The sequence below is a fragment of the Hymenobacter aerophilus DSM 13606 genome (genome assembly GCF_000382225.1).
Lineage (GTDB): Bacteria > Bacteroidota > Bacteroidia > Cytophagales > Hymenobacteraceae > Hymenobacter > Hymenobacter aerophilus.
This window is the reverse complement of record NZ_KB907831.1, coordinates 22,516-36,905: the sequence shown is the minus strand read 5'-3', so window position 1 is coordinate 36,905 and position 14,390 is coordinate 22,516. Positions and strand designations below refer to the sequence as shown.

At 61.4% G+C, this 14,390-nt stretch carries 16 protein-coding genes; 15 read left to right on the top strand and 1 reads right to left on the bottom strand.

All coding sequences use genetic code 11. The features are described 5' to 3' along the window. The 14 genes from H145_RS24810 to H145_RS0116870 all read left to right on the top strand — a co-directional run. On the top strand, positions 1 to 257 hold a 257-nt coding region (locus H145_RS24810; protein WP_019949350.1), incomplete at its 5' end, for a transposase. 262 nt (positions 258 to 519) lie between these two features. After that, positions 520 to 1,062: a hypothetical protein gene (locus H145_RS24300; protein WP_169513211.1), complete on the top strand. Its 543-nt coding sequence runs from the start codon at positions 520 to 522 to the stop codon at positions 1,060 to 1,062. Positions 1,063 to 1,474: 412 nt separating this feature from the next. Further along, positions 1,475 to 1,636, top strand: coding sequence for a hypothetical protein (locus H145_RS24295; RefSeq protein WP_019949349.1), 162 nt, complete (start codon positions 1,475 to 1,477; stop codon positions 1,634 to 1,636). A 7-nt stretch (positions 1,637 to 1,643) separates the two neighbouring features. Further along, complete coding sequence (locus H145_RS0116920; RefSeq protein WP_019949348.1) at positions 1,644 to 2,057, top strand: hypothetical protein; 414 nt, start codon at positions 1,644 to 1,646, stop codon at positions 2,055 to 2,057. 28 nt (positions 2,058 to 2,085) lie between these two features. After that, the gene (locus H145_RS0116915) at positions 2,086 to 2,388 is read left to right on the top strand and encodes a helix-turn-helix domain-containing protein (RefSeq protein ID WP_019949347.1); all 303 of its coding nucleotides are present in this window, start codon (positions 2,086 to 2,088) and stop codon (positions 2,386 to 2,388) included. A 236-nt stretch (positions 2,389 to 2,624) separates the two neighbouring features. Next, positions 2,625 to 4,466, top strand: a complete 1,842-nt coding sequence (locus tag H145_RS21855; RefSeq protein ID WP_083937830.1) for a peptidoglycan D,D-transpeptidase FtsI family protein — start codon at positions 2,625 to 2,627, stop codon at positions 4,464 to 4,466. Positions 4,467 to 4,586: 120 nt separating this feature from the next. Further along, positions 4,587 to 5,540: a hypothetical protein gene (locus tag H145_RS0116905; protein ID WP_019949345.1), complete on the top strand. Its 954-nt coding sequence runs from the start codon at positions 4,587 to 4,589 to the stop codon at positions 5,538 to 5,540. A gap of 186 nt (positions 5,541 to 5,726) precedes the next feature. Then, positions 5,727 to 6,839, top strand: a complete 1,113-nt coding sequence (locus H145_RS23030) for an OmpA family protein (protein ID WP_157541728.1) — start codon at positions 5,727 to 5,729, stop codon at positions 6,837 to 6,839. 123 nt (positions 6,840 to 6,962) lie between these two features. Then, the gene (locus H145_RS24290) at positions 6,963 to 7,100 is read left to right on the top strand and encodes a hypothetical protein (RefSeq protein ID WP_019949343.1); all 138 of its coding nucleotides are present in this window, start codon (positions 6,963 to 6,965) and stop codon (positions 7,098 to 7,100) included. Positions 7,101 to 7,365: 265 nt separating this feature from the next. Beyond that, on the top strand, positions 7,366 to 8,004 hold the full coding sequence (locus tag H145_RS0116890; protein ID WP_019949342.1) for an FKBP-type peptidyl-prolyl cis-trans isomerase: 639 nt from the start codon (positions 7,366 to 7,368) through the stop codon (positions 8,002 to 8,004). Between the two features lie 20 nt (positions 8,005 to 8,024). Next, complete coding sequence (locus H145_RS0116885; RefSeq protein ID WP_019949341.1) at positions 8,025 to 8,747, top strand: hypothetical protein; 723 nt, start codon at positions 8,025 to 8,027, stop codon at positions 8,745 to 8,747. 128 nt (positions 8,748 to 8,875) lie between these two features. Then, positions 8,876 to 10,810 (top strand): KUP/HAK/KT family potassium transporter, encoded by a 1,935-nt coding sequence (locus H145_RS0116880; RefSeq protein ID WP_019949340.1) that lies wholly within the window; start codon positions 8,876 to 8,878, stop codon positions 10,808 to 10,810. A gap of 158 nt (positions 10,811 to 10,968) precedes the next feature. Then, positions 10,969 to 11,250, top strand: coding sequence for a type II toxin-antitoxin system Phd/YefM family antitoxin (locus tag H145_RS0116875; protein ID WP_019949339.1), 282 nt, complete (start codon positions 10,969 to 10,971; stop codon positions 11,248 to 11,250). Continuing rightward, on the top strand, positions 11,210 to 11,530 hold the full coding sequence (locus H145_RS0116870; RefSeq protein WP_316929487.1) for a Txe/YoeB family addiction module toxin: 321 nt from the start codon (positions 11,210 to 11,212) through the stop codon (positions 11,528 to 11,530). The genes H145_RS0116875 and H145_RS0116870 overlap by 41 nt, the downstream gene beginning before the upstream one ends. A gap of 95 nt (positions 11,531 to 11,625) precedes the next feature. Here the strand turns inward: H145_RS0116870 and H145_RS0116865 are convergent, their stop codons facing one another. Beyond that, positions 11,626 to 13,437 (bottom strand): M61 family metallopeptidase, encoded by a 1,812-nt coding sequence (locus H145_RS0116865; protein ID WP_019949337.1) that lies wholly within the window; start codon positions 13,435 to 13,437, stop codon positions 11,626 to 11,628. Positions 13,438 to 13,669: 232 nt separating this feature from the next. Between H145_RS0116865 and H145_RS23025 the strand changes: the two genes are divergently transcribed. Next, positions 13,670 to 14,350, top strand: coding sequence for a C40 family peptidase (locus tag H145_RS23025; RefSeq protein WP_019949336.1), 681 nt, complete (start codon positions 13,670 to 13,672; stop codon positions 14,348 to 14,350). Positions 14,351 to 14,390 lie beyond the last annotated feature (40 nt).

Here is a 14,390-nt window from a genome sequence, read left to right as displayed (position 1 = left end):
TCACCGATGCGGGCCTGACGGTGGCCTTGTGGATCACCGATGCCTGGTGGGCCTATGTGGACCGGCTGCCAGCCGAGCAGCGCGTGGAGGACAAAACGCAGCTCCAGCGCCTGGAGCGCAAACATCTCACCTTACGCACCCGCCTCAAGCGGCTCACGCGCAAGACTATTTGCTTCTCAAAGAAGACGTTCTTCCATGACGGCGTCATCAGCCTGTTCATTCACCACTTCTTCTTTCAATCCTCCAATTCTACTTAATTAACACACGACCAAAATATATAAAAATAAAAAACAAGAATTAGAGAAAGAATATAAAATAAATTAACAAAAATATATACAAAATATAATTCCAAATTATCAAAAAGACAAAATTGAATACAATAGAAAATTAGTTGAGTATAAAAATCCAGCCATAATTTTAGAATACCGCAAAGCAAAGCTTGCAGAAGCTTTGCGCAAATCGGCCAATATTGTAAGACATAAACATCCAGAGAATTACATAGTAGGAGCATCCGAAACTATGTTCCTACAATCTCTTATAAATAGATTTCCAGATAAAATATATATTAATTATACTTTTCAATACGAAAATGGCCCCGCCTTATACTTGCCTGATTTTATTATTTATGACAAATCCACAAACATCTATATAGACATTGAAATTGATGAGCCATACATAGGAGCAACAGGACAACCAATACATTATGAAGGGTCTGACAATAAGCGTGACCAAGCATTCAATGCTCATAACTGGGTGGTCATTAGATTTGCAGAGTCACAGGTTGTTTCTCAACCGGATGAATGCTGCAACTTAATTCTTAATGTTCTTAGCAAATTATCATTTGATTTAATTAGAGCTGATTCCGAATCAGAATTGCCATTAAGCGTTACCCAATGGACAAGAGAAGTTGCTCATAAAATGGCATTTACGAGATTCCGTAATACTTATTTAAATCGCGCATTGTATGAAACACTAACATTAGAGACTTTAGAGAAGGATATTGAGTCGGAAAATGCAGGTTCCAGGTATTTGGATGATGATGACAATGACTTGCCATTTTAGTCTTTTAATAAGCTCAAGTCAAGTATTGAGTAACATTACATTATCAGCAGCATTACAGGCATTATCTTAAGGTTTGCTGACAACTCTTGCAACAAATTGACACGCTTATCACCAGACAATAACAGGTGCGCCGCTCGGACCACTCCGGGCAGCGCACCCGTTTCAGCCGCTACTTCCCGGCCCGCCGCGGCCGTTACGGGCCGCTTCGGGTGGGGCCGGGGGCGCACGGCGGGGCGGTGGGTACTTCCTAAGCAGCTTACCTGTCTCCCTAATGAACTACCCACGCCGGGCGAAGTAGCGGCCCGGCGACCCCGGCCAATACGTAGGGCCGGTTGAACGCCGCTGGCGGCACGCGGCAGTAGCGGGCGAGGCGGGGTTGCAACTTTCTTCCGTCTGCTTATCTTTGAATACTATGCAACCTACTCAGCCCCTGACCGAAGCCGCTTTGCAAAAAGCCCGCCGCCAGAACGCCCTGGCGCAACTCCGCCGTCGGTATGATGAGCTGGATAAGCTCACCGGCCAGAACGCCGCCGAGCGGGTAGAAGAGGCCCGCAAGCGTAGCCAGAACAAGTAAATGCTCGATGCTTCCCGCATTCTTTTTTTGCGACCGGAACAAGGCCGGTGGTAGTTTAGAATACGACATCAGCCACTTACACCCCGATTGGAGCGTCGTAATTCAGGCCTACGATGTGCGTAGCGTCACCCACGACGGAAGACTCATTTACAGCAGTGATTTCACGCTGTATCTGTCTGGTTCAGCCGTTCCCACCGATTTCAGTCAGTATGCCAAAAGTGATAAACGCCTACTTTGGGAAGTAATTTTCGCCATCAAGCGGAAGTTCTTTCTGGAGGTACAGCCCGACGTAGTAGAGCATTTTATCAAAGCGCCATATCGGGTTGAAACCCGGCTGGCTTTGTACAGGCTTCATCTGGATTTGCAGGCCTACGATGTGGAGCAAACCAACACCACGTTTACGTTTTTACGACGTAGCTGAAAGAGGCACACCATCAAAGCCGAATACTATGAAAGCCGCTAAAAATCTCACCAGCCTCAGCGAGTTCATCGACCAGGAGCACGGCCCCGTTGGCAGCAAGCCACGCGAGGAGTTTGAAGCGGGCTATGAAGTATTCAAGCTCGGGGCCATGCTCCAGCAGGCCCGCCAAGCCAAAGGTCTCACCCAGGCCCAACTGGCCGAGCTAGCCGGCACCGACAAATCCTACATCTCGAAGCTGGAAAAGGACTTGAAAGACGTGCGCCTCTCCACCTTGCAGCGTATCATCGCCGAGGGCCTGGGAGGCCATCTGGAGTTTTCCATCAAGTTCTAGCTCCCTCCTAACCTTACAAAATCGCGCCGCCCGGACCACTCCGGGCGGCGCACCTGTTTCCGCCGCTACTCACCGGCCCGCCGCGGCCATTACGGGCCGCTTCGGGTGGGGCTGGACGTTAGCGCCGAAAGCCGGAGCAGCTGGCTAAACCGGCTTACGCGCTTGTTCATGGCGCCAACTGCATTGTTCACCGGCTTGCTATGCATCCGCGCCGGGCAATTAACTAGCTTTGGCCCATGCGTAAGGGCTTCAGAAAGTGTAAAAACAGACTGCTGGTATTGGCAACGGGGCTGGCCCTGCTAGCCGCCTGCTCCTCGCCCACGTCCGAGGTAGCGGCGCAGCAGGTGCAGGCGGCCACCGAAACCTTCACCCCGCGCCGCATCGTCGTGGGAGCCGACTCGCTCGTGCGCGGCCGCCTGCTCGACCGCCACGATTCGGTGCTGGTGGCCACCGGCACGCTGCACCTGCTGAAACTGCCGCGCAAGGCCCCCCTCGACACCACCGCCCTGGGCCAGCTGCTGGGCTGGGGCCCGGCCACCATCCGGCGGCGCATCGCCCAGGCCCTCCCCTACGACAACGCCCCCGCCGGCTACCCCGTGAACCTGCGGCTGACGGCCGCCGAAGCCGCCCGGGTGCGCAAGGCCCGCAAGCAGTGGCCCACGCTGGTGCTCAGCACCGAAGTAGGCCGCCGCTACACGGCCAATGCCGGCGCGGCCGTGCTGGGCTACCCGGCCGCCGAGGCCCAGGCCTTTTTCGCGCAGGCCCGCCGCACCCAGCGCGGCCGCTTCTACCGCCTGCGCAACAGCGGCGTCGAGGGCTACTACAACGGACTGCTGACGGGCCGCGTGGGCTACCTGCACCCGCTCCTCGACTCGCTGGGCAACGTCCGCGGCTCCTGGGCCGCCGATACCGCCTTCCGCCAGGGCCAGGACCTGCACCTCACCATCGACCGCAACCTGCAGGCCTACGCCGAGCAGCTCATGGGCAACCGCAAGGGCTATCTGGTAGCCCTCGACCCCAAAACCGGCGAAATTCTGGCCTACGTGTCGGGTCCGGTGTACGACCCGGCCACCCTCACGGCCCCCGACCAGGCCAAGGTGCGCTCCGAGCTGCTCTACGATGAGAACCGGCCCCTTATCAACCGGCCCGCCATGCTGGCCAACCCGCCCGGCTCGGTGTTCAAGCTGGTAAATGCCGCCGTGGCTTTGCAGCTGGGCGCCATCACCCCCACCACCGGCTTCCGGTGCGACCAGACCCTGATTAAGTGCGTGCACCGCCACCCCGTGCCTAGCAGCCTCACGGTGGGCCTCAAGTACAGCTGCAACCCCTACTTCTACCAGACCATGCGCAACCTTATCGAGCGCGTGCCCGATAGCCTGGCCCCCGACACCGTGGCCGCCCGCCACGCCAACCTGGCCGAGTGGCGCCGCCTCGTGCGCTCCTTCGGCCTCGATTCGGTGCTGGGCGTCGATATCCCCCGCGAGGCCCCCGGTTTCCTGCCCACCCCCGCCTACTACGACAAGGCCCGCAAGACTCGGAAGTGGACGTTTCGCTCCATCTACTCGCTGAGCGTGGGCCAGGGCGAAATCAACCTGACGGGCCTGCAGATGGCCAACATGACGGCCATCATCGCCAACCGCGGCTGGTACTACCCGCCCCACCTCGTGCGCAGCATCGGCACCGAAGGGCCCCTGCCGCGCTTCCTCGAAAAGCGCCACACCCTCATCGACAGCGCCCACTTCGCCGCCCTATTACCCGGCATGCTAGGGGTAATGCAGCGCGGCGGCACCGCCGAAACCTCCAGCCTCGCCGACGTAGGCATTACGGTAGCCGGCAAAACCGGCACCGTGCAAAACGGCTCCGACCAGGACGACGACCACGCCGCCTTCGTCGGGTTCGCCCCCGCCGACAACCCCAAAATAGTGGTGGCCGTGTACCTCGAAAACGCCGGCTTCGGGGCCACCGCCGCCGCCCCCTGCGCCGTGCTGGTGATGGAAAAGCACCTGCGCGGCCCCATCGCCCCCAAGCGCAAGAACTGGGAAGCCCGCATCAAGCACCGCGCCCGCAACGGGTACTAAGCGCGCCGCTAACCCCGGCCGGTTTTAGCCGGAAGTGTGCATGGCGCAAGCACCCGCCGGATATCTGTCAGCTTATATATAGATTGCCGGAGATTTACTCCGCCTTTCCTTCAGCTGCCCATGCGTACCAGTCGTTTCGTTGCGTTCTGCGCGTTACCATTTGCCGCCCTGCTCCTGGCGGCGGGCTCCTCGCCGGCCCCGACGCCGGCGCTGCCCCCGAATTTCACCCAGGGCATCATCACCACCCGGGTATCGCTGCCGGGCAACCCCTACGATAAGCTGCTCAGCCAGATCGACCCCGCCAAGGGCAATGTGCAGGGCCAGATGCAGCAGCTCGCCCTGCGCATGACGCCCGCTGAGCAGCAGAAGTTTCAGGCCGAGGCGGCTCAGCTGAGCCCGGCCCTGGTCATGGGCGCCATGATGCTGCCGCGCAAAGGCACCATCTACTGCCGGGGCCAGGAAGCGCGGGTAAGCACCGATGGGCTGTCGTACCACCTGGAAAACTACTTCGACAGCGCCAAAAACGCCGGTATCTTGCTGCTGGCCGCTCAGGCTGGCCCCGAGCGGGTGGCCTATACCTACAATGCCGCCACCATGAAAACGCGCTGGCAAAGCATTGTGGTAGCCGAGGAGGACTACATCCTCAAAACCAGCCCTGAAACCAGCCTGGTAGCCGGCTACCCGAGCCAGAAAACCACCTATACGTTGAAGCCGGGCGCGGGCACACCCGCTCCGGCCGAGGCGGGCGCCATGAGCCAGAAGCCCGTAGCCCTGGAGGTCTGGACCTCTGCCCAGATGCCGCAGATGCTGAATTTTGCGCACCCGGTATATGTCAAGCAGCAGCATGGCATCACCAAACTGCTTGTCTATTTTGATAAGGAGCGCCGGCAGAAGCTGCTCTACGAGTTTGCCGGGGTGCAGGTGAAGCCCGTTGCGGCCCAGGACCTGAAAGTCAACGCCAACACGCCCCTGCTCGACTATGCCAAAGACGAGCTGCAAATCGGCATGAAGTCGTTGGCCATCATGCTGGGTGGCGGCCCCGGCTCGCCGGGCAAGCCCAACACCGACGACTAGCTTCGCGCATCCTTCGGTCCTTCTGCCACGGCCCGCGCCTGCTCAGGCGCGGGCCGTGGCGCATATAGGGCGCCCCTACCCCATTAACCCGGCTTTCCTCATCGCTTGATGGGGTCCAAAGCTTCTAAACGCAACCTTTTAGCAGCGTACTATCGTCTTAGCGGCAACTGTTTTGCTGGCTGAATGATGAATTGCAAACTGCTTCTGTTGCTGCTACTGCTGCTCACCACCGCGCCCGCTGCCCGGGCCCAGTCGCTTACGGGCAGCTGGCAGGGCGTGGAAACCGACCCCGGCGAGCGAAGGGGTTACTGGCCCGCCGAGCTGCGCCTGCAGCAAAGCAAATCGGGCAGCCTGCTGGGCGTGCTGTATCAGCAGGATGGGGATGGGGCCGAAGTGAGCGTGACGTTTCAGGTGCGGGGCCAGCGCACGGCGGGCGGACTGCGGCTGGAGCACGGCCGCAAGCTGCAGGAAACCGGCCAGTCGCCGTTCAGCTACTGGTGCTCCGGCAGCCTTGTACTCACCTATGATGCCGCCCAGGAGAAGCTCACCGGCCGCGCCGCCTACCAGCCCGTCGGCGACTGCGACATCGGCAACTTCACCTTCTACCGCGTCAAGCTGAAATCGGCCGCAACGGTACCCGCCGGGGCCGAAACCACCCTGCGCGTATCGGGCCGCAACGTGCTCTGGTACGCCGACGCCGACGCGCAGCAGCCGCTGGCCAGCGGCAACAGCTTCCGCACCCGCCTCACTCAGACCACCACTTTCTACCTGGCCCAGGGCTACTACCCCACCCCGCAAAGCACCCGCGTGCTCATCACCGTGCGCGTAGCCGGCCGGGCAACGCCCGTGGTAGTCCGGCCGGCCCCGCCCGAGCTGCTGGAGCCGCGGTTGGTGCCCCTGCGCCAGCCAGCAGCCGCCGGGCCGCTGCCCGCGGCGCTGGCTCAGGCCGCGGCCGAGTTGCCGCTGGCCGCAACGCCCACGGTACTGCCCACCGTGCTGTTTCGGCTGGGCACGAGCCGGCTGCTGCCCGAGGCTTTTCCGGCCCTCAATCAGCTGGCCACCACGCTGCGCACCAACCCCGAGTTGCGCATCGAAGTGGCCGGCCATACCGACCGCATTGGCGAGCCGGGCAAAAACCAGCAGCTCTCGGAGCAGCGGGCCGCCGCCGTGCAGAAATACCTGATTCGGGCCGGCGTTGCGGCCGGCCGCATCCGCCCCATTGGCTACGGCGACACCCGCCCGCTCTACCCCGCCCCCGACAAGCGTAACCGCCGGGTGGAGGTAAGAGCCGTGGAGTAACGTGGGGCCGCACAAACGCCGGACAGCAGCAAGTTTATTCGGCTTGCATAACAGTTTACTCAGCTTTGCGTAGTACCTTTGCATTTAATTAGCTGACTGCTACACCCATTACCTCTGAGTACCATGAAAAAGAGCACTGCCACCTTCTCGTCGCTGCTGTTGCTGAGCAGCTTTGGCTCCTACCGTTTCCTGGCCGCCCAACTGCGCGACCTGAACCTGCATTTCGACTTGCGCGACGGCGAGGAGCTGCATTTCTGCTAAGCTCCGGCCGCCCTCTGTTTGCCGTGCGCCCCGCCCCTTCGGCGGGGCGCACGCGTTTCGGGGCCTCAGAAAGCGGGCTTCATTGTCAGGCCCTTAGCGGGCGGGCGGCAAAAAACAACATCCATGTGCGGCGGTTTTCGGTACTTCACGGTAGCGCCGGCCCGTGCGGGGCCACGCACCTTGTTCTCACCAGCTGATTTTCGGCCCGACGCCCCCTGAACATAATCAGCGGCATCAGCTTAAAAATCAGCGTAACTCAGTGATTATGGATTTAAATGGCTTGAAAGAGCAGATCAGCTACATCATCGGCCGCGACATGGCCAATAACTTCGCCCAGCAAGGCCTCGACTTAGACGTCGACATCTTTGCCCAGGCTATGAAGGAGGCCCTCACCAACGAGCCCAGCCGCCTCACGCCCGAGCAGATGCAGAGCGCCATGCAGCAGCTGCAGGAGCAGCTCGGCGGCGGCATGGAAGAAGATGACGACCACAACCAAAACACCAACGATATGGGTAACAGCAAAGCCGAGGGCGAAGCCTTCCTGCAGGAAAATGCCAACAAAGCCGGCGTAACCACGCTGCCCAGCGGCCTGCAGTACGAGGTCATCACCGAAGGCAGCGGCCCCAAGCCCGGCCCCGGCTCATCGGTGACCACGCACTACCACGGCACGCTGCTCAACGGCACCGTATTCGACAGCTCGTATCAGCGCGGCCAGCCCGCTACGTTCGGCGTAAACCAGGTAATTGCCGGCTGGACAGAAGCCCTGCAACTGATGCCCGAGGGCTCGAAGTGGCGCCTCTACATCCCCTCCGACCTGGCCTACGGCAAGCGCGGCGCCGGCCGCGACATTGGCCCCGACACCACGCTCATCTTCGACGTGGAACTGCTGAAGGTGAACAAGTAATCGGTTATACGACCCCGCCCATGCAAGCCCCGCTGCCCCCCTCACGCCACGTTCCGCCCACCTGGGTGCGTACCGGCACGGGTGGCGGCGGGGCTTTTGCCGGTGCAGCCGATCAGCCCGACCCGTCGGCTACGCCGCCCGCCACCGAACCACCGGCGAACCTGACGCCCGCCGAGCCCACGGCGCTCCCGCTGCCCGACTACTTTGCGCCGGCCCCCGAAGCGGCCGAACCGCTACTGCTCCCGCCCCCACCGCCCGAATCGTTTGCCACTCTGCGCAGCGAGGACGGCCGGATGACACTAACCAACCAGGGCCTGGAGCTGAACGGCGAGCAGTTTGCCTGGCGCGAGCTGGAGGGCGTGGATGTGCAGCCGGTACGCTGGCTGTTGGGCGTGCTGCTGGGCGCTTTCGTGTTCTGCGGCTTTCTGCTGGCGTATCTGCAATTCTGGCTGAAGACGATGCCGGCAGTGCTGGGCCTTGGGCTGGGACTGGCCCTGCTGGCCTGGGGCCTGCGCGGTACCAACCGCTGGCGCCTGCACCGGCCGGGCCGCCAAACGCGCTACTTCGCTCTTTCGGGTCCGGTTGGCAGCTGGCTGCAGCTGGCCCGCGAGGCCAACCGCCGCATTGCCCAGCGCCACCACGAAACCGCCACGGCCGCCGCCTACTGGCTGCAGCAGGCCACGTTGCAGCGCCTGCCTGATGCCCCCGCGGAGGCTACGCCCAATCCTTATCCTCCGGCCTAACCAGCCCCACGGCCGCCACTTCGCGGCCGTTTTTTGTAGGTGCCAGCGCCCGGCCCGCCGCTTATTAGAAACGGCCCGCTACCTTCGGCCCCGCATCTCGCTTTTTGCCTCTTTCTAGCTCCCTTTTTATGGACGCCAAAAACCAGCACTCCGCCATTTCAACGGCCGGTTTGCTTATTGCCCTGGGTATCATTTACGGCGACATTGGTACCTCGCCGCTCTACGTGATGAAGGCCATCGTGCCGGGCCAGATTGACCCGCTGCTCGTGTACGGCGGCATCTCCTGCGTTATCTGGACGCTCACGCTCCAGACTACCGTTAAGTACGTGTTGCTCACGCTAAATGCCGATAACAACGGCGAGGGCGGCATATTCTCGCTCTACGCCCTGGTGCGGCGGCGCGGCGCGTGGCTGTCGGCGGTGGCCATTATCGGGGGCGCGGCGCTGCTGGCCGACGGCGTGATTACGCCGCCCATTTCGGTTTCGTCGGCCATTGAGGGGCTCGAAACGCTGTACCCAGGCATCCCGACGGTGCCCATCGTCATCGGCATTATTGCGGCGCTGTTTCTGCTCCAGAGCTTCGGCACCCAGATTGTGGGCAAGGCGTTCGGGCCGATTATGTTCATCTGGTTCGGCATGCTGGGCGTGCTGGGCGTGAACGGCGTACTGCACCACCCCGAAATCCTGAAGGCTTTCAATCCCTACTACGCCTACAACCTACTGGTGAACTACCCCGGTGGCTTTTGGCTGCTCGGGGCCGTGTTTCTGTGCACCACGGGGGCCGAGGCGCTGTACTCCGACCTGGGCCACTGCGGTAAAGGTAACATCCGCATCAGCTGGATATTCGTTAAGTCGTGCCTGGTGCTCAACTACCTGGGCCAGGGCGGCTGGCTGATGTCGCAGCAGGGCCAGCAACTTGCCGGGCGCAACCCGTTCTATGAGCTGATGCCCGAGTGGTTTCTGCTCATCGGCATCTGCGTGGCGACACTGGCGGCCGTTATTGCCTCGCAAGCCCTCATCACGGGCTCGTTTACGCTCGTGGCCGAGGCTATCCGCCTCAATATGTGGCCCAAGGTGAAGCTCAACTACCCTACCGATGTGAAGGGCCAGCTGTACGTGCCGAGCATGAACCGGCTGCTGCTGCTGGGCTGCATCGGGGTGGTGCTGTACTTCCGGCGCTCCGAAAACATGGAGGCCGCCTACGGCCTGGCCATCACGCTCACCATGCTCATGACCACCATTCTGCTGAGCCAGTGGCTGCGCTCGAAAAAGGTGCCGCTGGCCGTAATCGGGCTGTTTGTGCTGGTGTATGGCGCCATTGAGGGTTCGTTTCTGGTGGCCAACCTCATCAAATTTCCGCACGGCGGCTGGGTTTCGCTGCTGATTGGCGGGCTGCTGGTGAGCGTGATGTACGTGTGGCTGCGGGCCTACTTCATCAAGCGCCGCCTCACCGAATTTGTCAAGATTGACCCTTACATCGAGCCGCTCAAGGAGCTGAGCGCCGACGAATCCATCTCGAAGTACGCCACCCATTTGGTGTTTCTGACCTCGGCCGAGCGGCAGTCGGAAATCGAGGCGAAGATCATCTACTCCATCTTCCAGAAGCGCCCCAAGCGGGCCGACATCTACTGGTTCGTGCACGTCGACACCACCGACCAGCCCTACACGATGGAATACAAGGTAACCGAGCTGGCCCCCGACGACGCCTTCCGCATCACGTTCCGGCTGGGCTTTCGGGTCGAGCAGAAAATCAACCTCTACTTCCGCAAGGTGATTGAGGAGCTGGTGCGCAACAAGGAAGTCGACATCACCTCGCGCTACGAGTCGCTGAGCAAGCAGCACGTCACGGGCGACTTCCGCTTCGTGGTGATGGAAAAGTACCTCTCGGTCGAAAACGACTTCCCGACTGTCGAAAAGGTGGTCATGCAGGCCTATTTCTACATCAAACAGTTCATCGCCTCCGAAGACAAATACTTCGGCCTCGATACCAGCTCGGTGAAAGTAGAAAAAGTGCCGCTCGTGATTTCGCCCGTGCGCGAGGTGGCCCTGGAACGGATTCATTAGCCCCGCCCGTTCGTCTGCGGCACAAAAAAACGCCCCCACCGGAATCCGGCGGGGGCGTTTTGGTGGTGAGCAACTCGGTATCCCAATTATCTTTTTCAGTCTTACTAAACCTAATTCTATCGTACTTCCTTATACTTGTACAAACAAGCTGTACAACTATGACTGCCGTATCATATTCCGAAGCCCGGGCCAACTTGGCTTCCCTAATGGAACAAGCTGCCAATGACCGGGAAACCATCATCATTTCGCGCCGGGGCAAGGAGGATATGGCCTTGCTGCCGGCTACCGAGTTAGCTGGTTTACTGGAAACGGCCCACCTACTTCGTTCACCGGCTAACGCCGAGCGGCTACTGGGGGCGCTGGAAAGAGCCCGTCAGGGCCAAGGCGTGCCTTTTACCGTTGATTCGCTGCGTAAAGAGTTGGGCCTTGAAGAAGAGTAGCGATTCTGCCCGTCAAGGGTGGGCAACCAGCATCTTACCCCAATGCCTGCAGGATTTGCAGCATTGGGTTGCTACTGACCGCGCTACTGCCCAACGGGTACTCATGCTGATTGAAGCCGTTTCCCGCGACCCATTTGCGGGCATTGGCAAGCCCGAACCGTTAAAAGGTCTGGGCAGCGGGGTCTGGTCCCGGCGCATCAATCAGGAGCACCGTTTGGTTTATGAGGTAAGTGACAGGCACATAAATTTTCTGCAAGCCCGCTACCACTACCGCAAATAGGCCCGTGTAACGACCAAACGCCCCCGCCGGATTCCGGCGGGGGCGTTTGGCTTTTGCAAACGAAAGCTCACAGCTATAAGCTAACAGCCGAAAACCTAGCTGCGTACCGGCAGCCACTTCTCGAACACGCGCTGCTGCTCGGCGGTGGGGTTGGGCTGCCGCTCGATGCGGTAGCGGCGGACGGTGCTGGCAAGCAGCGGGAAGCTCACTTCCTGCACGCGGCCCTCGCGGGTGACGAGCACCTTAATGGTGGAGCCCACGGGCCGGCCGGCCAGCAGCTTGTTCAGGTCGTCGGTTACGCGCACACCGTCGAGGCTCAGGATTTCGTCGCCCACGTTGAGGCCGCCCTGCCAGGCGCTGCCGTCGCGCGTTACACCGGCCACCGTCTGGCGGCCGCCGGCGGGGCTGATGCGGGCGCCCAGGTCGGCCTCGGTGGCCGCGGTGGGCACCACGCTCAGGCGCAGGCCGGCGTAGCCCAGGGCCTGCTCGTAAGGCAGCATATCGGTGCCGTACACGTTGCGGGCGAAGAACTGGTCGAAGCGCTGGCCGGCCACTTTGGCCACCGCGTCCTGGAACTCCTGGTCGGTGAAGCCGCGGCCCTGCTTGAGGTAGTACTGGTCGTAGAGGTAGCGCATCACGTCGTCGAGGCTCTTCTGGCCCTTGGTGGCGTTGATTACCATCAAATCGAGCGTGGCCAGAATTACCTCGCCTTTGTCGTAGTAGCTGATGGCGGTGTTGGCCGAGTTTTCGTTGGGGCGGTACTGCTTGATCCAGGCGTCGAAGCTGGCGTCGGCGGCCGACTGCACCTTGTTGCCGGGCGTGTTCTCGACGCGGTTGATGCCGTTGCTCAGGTCGGCCAGGTACTGGTCGGGCGTTAGGAAACCGGCCCGCTGCACAATCAGGTTGGAGAAGTACTCGGTGCCGCCCTCGCTTAGCCAAAGCATGCGGGTGTAGTTTTCCTTGTCGTAATCAAACGGCCCGAGCGCCACCGGCCGGATGCGCTTGACGTTCCAGAGGTGGAAATACTCGTGCGCCACCAGCCCCAGAAAGCCCTTCCAGCCGGCCTCCGACGAGTAGGCATTGCGCGACACCGAGAGCGTGGTGGAAAAAAGGTGTTCCAGGCCGCCGGTGCCCCTATCGATGTTGTGCACAATAAACACGTAGCGGTCGAGCGGGTTGCGGTCGACCACTTTGTGGGCCTCCTCGCACACGCGCTGCATGTCGCGGGTCAGGCGCTGCTCGTCCACCAGCGGGTCGCCGTACATGGCCACCGTATGGGGCGTGCCGTTGGCGGTGAAGGTGTAGATTTTCTGGTTGCCGATTTCAATGGGCGAGTCGGCCAGTTCGTCGTAGTTGCTGCTGCGGTAGGTGAAGGTGCCGCCGGCGGGCTTGAGGCTAGTGCTCACCTGGCTCCAGCCGGGGGCGGGTTTCACTTCGAGCTGGCTGGGCAGCTGCTTGTTTTCGGCCGGGTACATGAACACGCTCGTGCCGTTCACGTAGCCGTGCGAGGCGTCGATGAAGCTGGTGCGCACGCTCAGCTCGTAGGCGTACACCTTGTAGCGCACCGCAAAGTTGCGGGCCTTAGGGTGGTAGATGCGCCAGGTGTTCTTGTCCATCTTCTCGGTACGCAGGGCCTGGCTGCCGGCCGTGGCCTCGAAGCCTTCCACGTTGCGCTCGAACTCCCGGATCAGGTAGGAACCAGGCGCCCAGACGGGCATTTTCACATCGGTGTAGGCTTTGTTGAAGCCGTCGAGGTTCATCTCGACCTCGAAGTAGTGGGTTTGCGGAGCCGGCATGGCCAGCGTGTAGCGCAGGGTGGGCGCAGCCCAGGCGGCCGGGGCCGTGTGGCCCAGCAGCACGCCCAGGGCCGCCACCGCCAGCCGGCGGTGAGGAGCAGTCAGGAGCATTCAGAATGGAAAAAGGGTGAGCAAAGGAGTGGGAGCCGGCCCCGCGGGCCGCTTGGGGCAAAGAACGCAGAAAACCCCGAAAGGCTGCAACTGCCCGCTGCTGCGTCGCCACCGAAGCGCTATTTGCCGGGCGCAGCATGCGCGGGAAGCTTGACCCATAACCGGCCCGCAAGCCGGCCGGAACCTGCACTGTACTGCGGCCGTTAAGCAGGCAAATCCTTTTACCTGAGTGATGCGCTACGTCTGGACTGTTTTCCTGCTGCTACTGGCCCTGTTGCTGGGGCGCGCCGTGTGGGTGCGCCTGCAGGCTCCCGCGCCGGCCGTGGTTGCCGTAGCGCCGCTGGCTCCGGTGAGGCCCGCTGCCTACGCCATGCCGCCCTCGGGCCTACCCGCCACGCTGCCGGCCGCCAGCACGCCAAAACCGGCACCCGCCTCGCCCGCCAAACCTGCCAGTAAGCCCGTGCCGGTTATCAAAGCAGCCCCGGCTTCTATCCCGCGCACCCTCGCGCCAGCGGCTAAAGCCGACAGCATTGTGGCCTTTGCCCTACGCCAGCTCGGCAGCCCTTACACCTACGCCGGCATCACGCCCGTGGGCGGCTTCGACTGCTCGGGCTTCGTGATGTACGTGTTTGGCCGCTACGGCGTGGCTACCCCCCACTCCACGGCCATGCTCATTGATGTGGGCCGGCCCGTAGCCCGCGCCAGCGCCCGCCCGGGCGATATTGTAGTGTTTACCGGCACGGCCAAAACGTCCACCACGCCGGGCCACGCCGGCATCGTTATCAGCCCGGCGGGCGAGCCTATCCGGTTCGTGCACGCCTCCTCGGCCCGCCGCGAACCGGGCGTCAAAATCAGCGAGGTGGCCGGCACCGATTACGAGCGGCGCTTCATGCAGGTGCGCCGGGTGCTTTGAGGTGATTTGGTGAGGTGGTGAGATGGTGAGTTGATGTTCC

Coding starts and splice junctions, on each gene's coding strand:
- H145_RS24300 (WP_169513211.1), top strand. CDS start 520: ATGTTCCTACAATCTCTTATAAATAGATTTCCAGATAAAATATATATT.
- H145_RS24295 (WP_019949349.1), top strand. CDS start 1,475: ATGCAACCTACTCAGCCCCTGACCGAAGCCGCTTTGCAAAAAGCCCGC.
- H145_RS0116920 (WP_019949348.1), top strand. CDS start 1,644: ATGCTTCCCGCATTCTTTTTTTGCGACCGGAACAAGGCCGGTGGTAGT.
- H145_RS0116915 (WP_019949347.1), top strand. CDS start 2,086: ATGAAAGCCGCTAAAAATCTCACCAGCCTCAGCGAGTTCATCGACCAG.
- H145_RS21855 (WP_083937830.1), top strand. CDS start 2,625: ATGCGTAAGGGCTTCAGAAAGTGTAAAAACAGACTGCTGGTATTGGCA.
- H145_RS0116905 (WP_019949345.1), top strand. CDS start 4,587: ATGCGTACCAGTCGTTTCGTTGCGTTCTGCGCGTTACCATTTGCCGCC.
- H145_RS23030 (WP_157541728.1), top strand. CDS start 5,727: ATGAATTGCAAACTGCTTCTGTTGCTGCTACTGCTGCTCACCACCGCG.
- H145_RS24290 (WP_019949343.1), top strand. CDS start 6,963: ATGAAAAAGAGCACTGCCACCTTCTCGTCGCTGCTGTTGCTGAGCAGC.
- H145_RS0116890 (WP_019949342.1), top strand. CDS start 7,366: ATGGATTTAAATGGCTTGAAAGAGCAGATCAGCTACATCATCGGCCGC.
- H145_RS0116885 (WP_019949341.1), top strand. CDS start 8,025: ATGCAAGCCCCGCTGCCCCCCTCACGCCACGTTCCGCCCACCTGGGTG.
- H145_RS0116880 (WP_019949340.1), top strand. CDS start 8,876: ATGGACGCCAAAAACCAGCACTCCGCCATTTCAACGGCCGGTTTGCTT.
- H145_RS0116875 (WP_019949339.1), top strand. CDS start 10,969: ATGACTGCCGTATCATATTCCGAAGCCCGGGCCAACTTGGCTTCCCTA.
- H145_RS0116865 (WP_019949337.1), bottom strand. CDS start 13,437: ATGCTCCTGACTGCTCCTCACCGCCGGCTGGCGGTGGCGGCCCTGGGC.
- H145_RS23025 (WP_019949336.1), top strand. CDS start 13,670: ATGCGCTACGTCTGGACTGTTTTCCTGCTGCTACTGGCCCTGTTGCTG.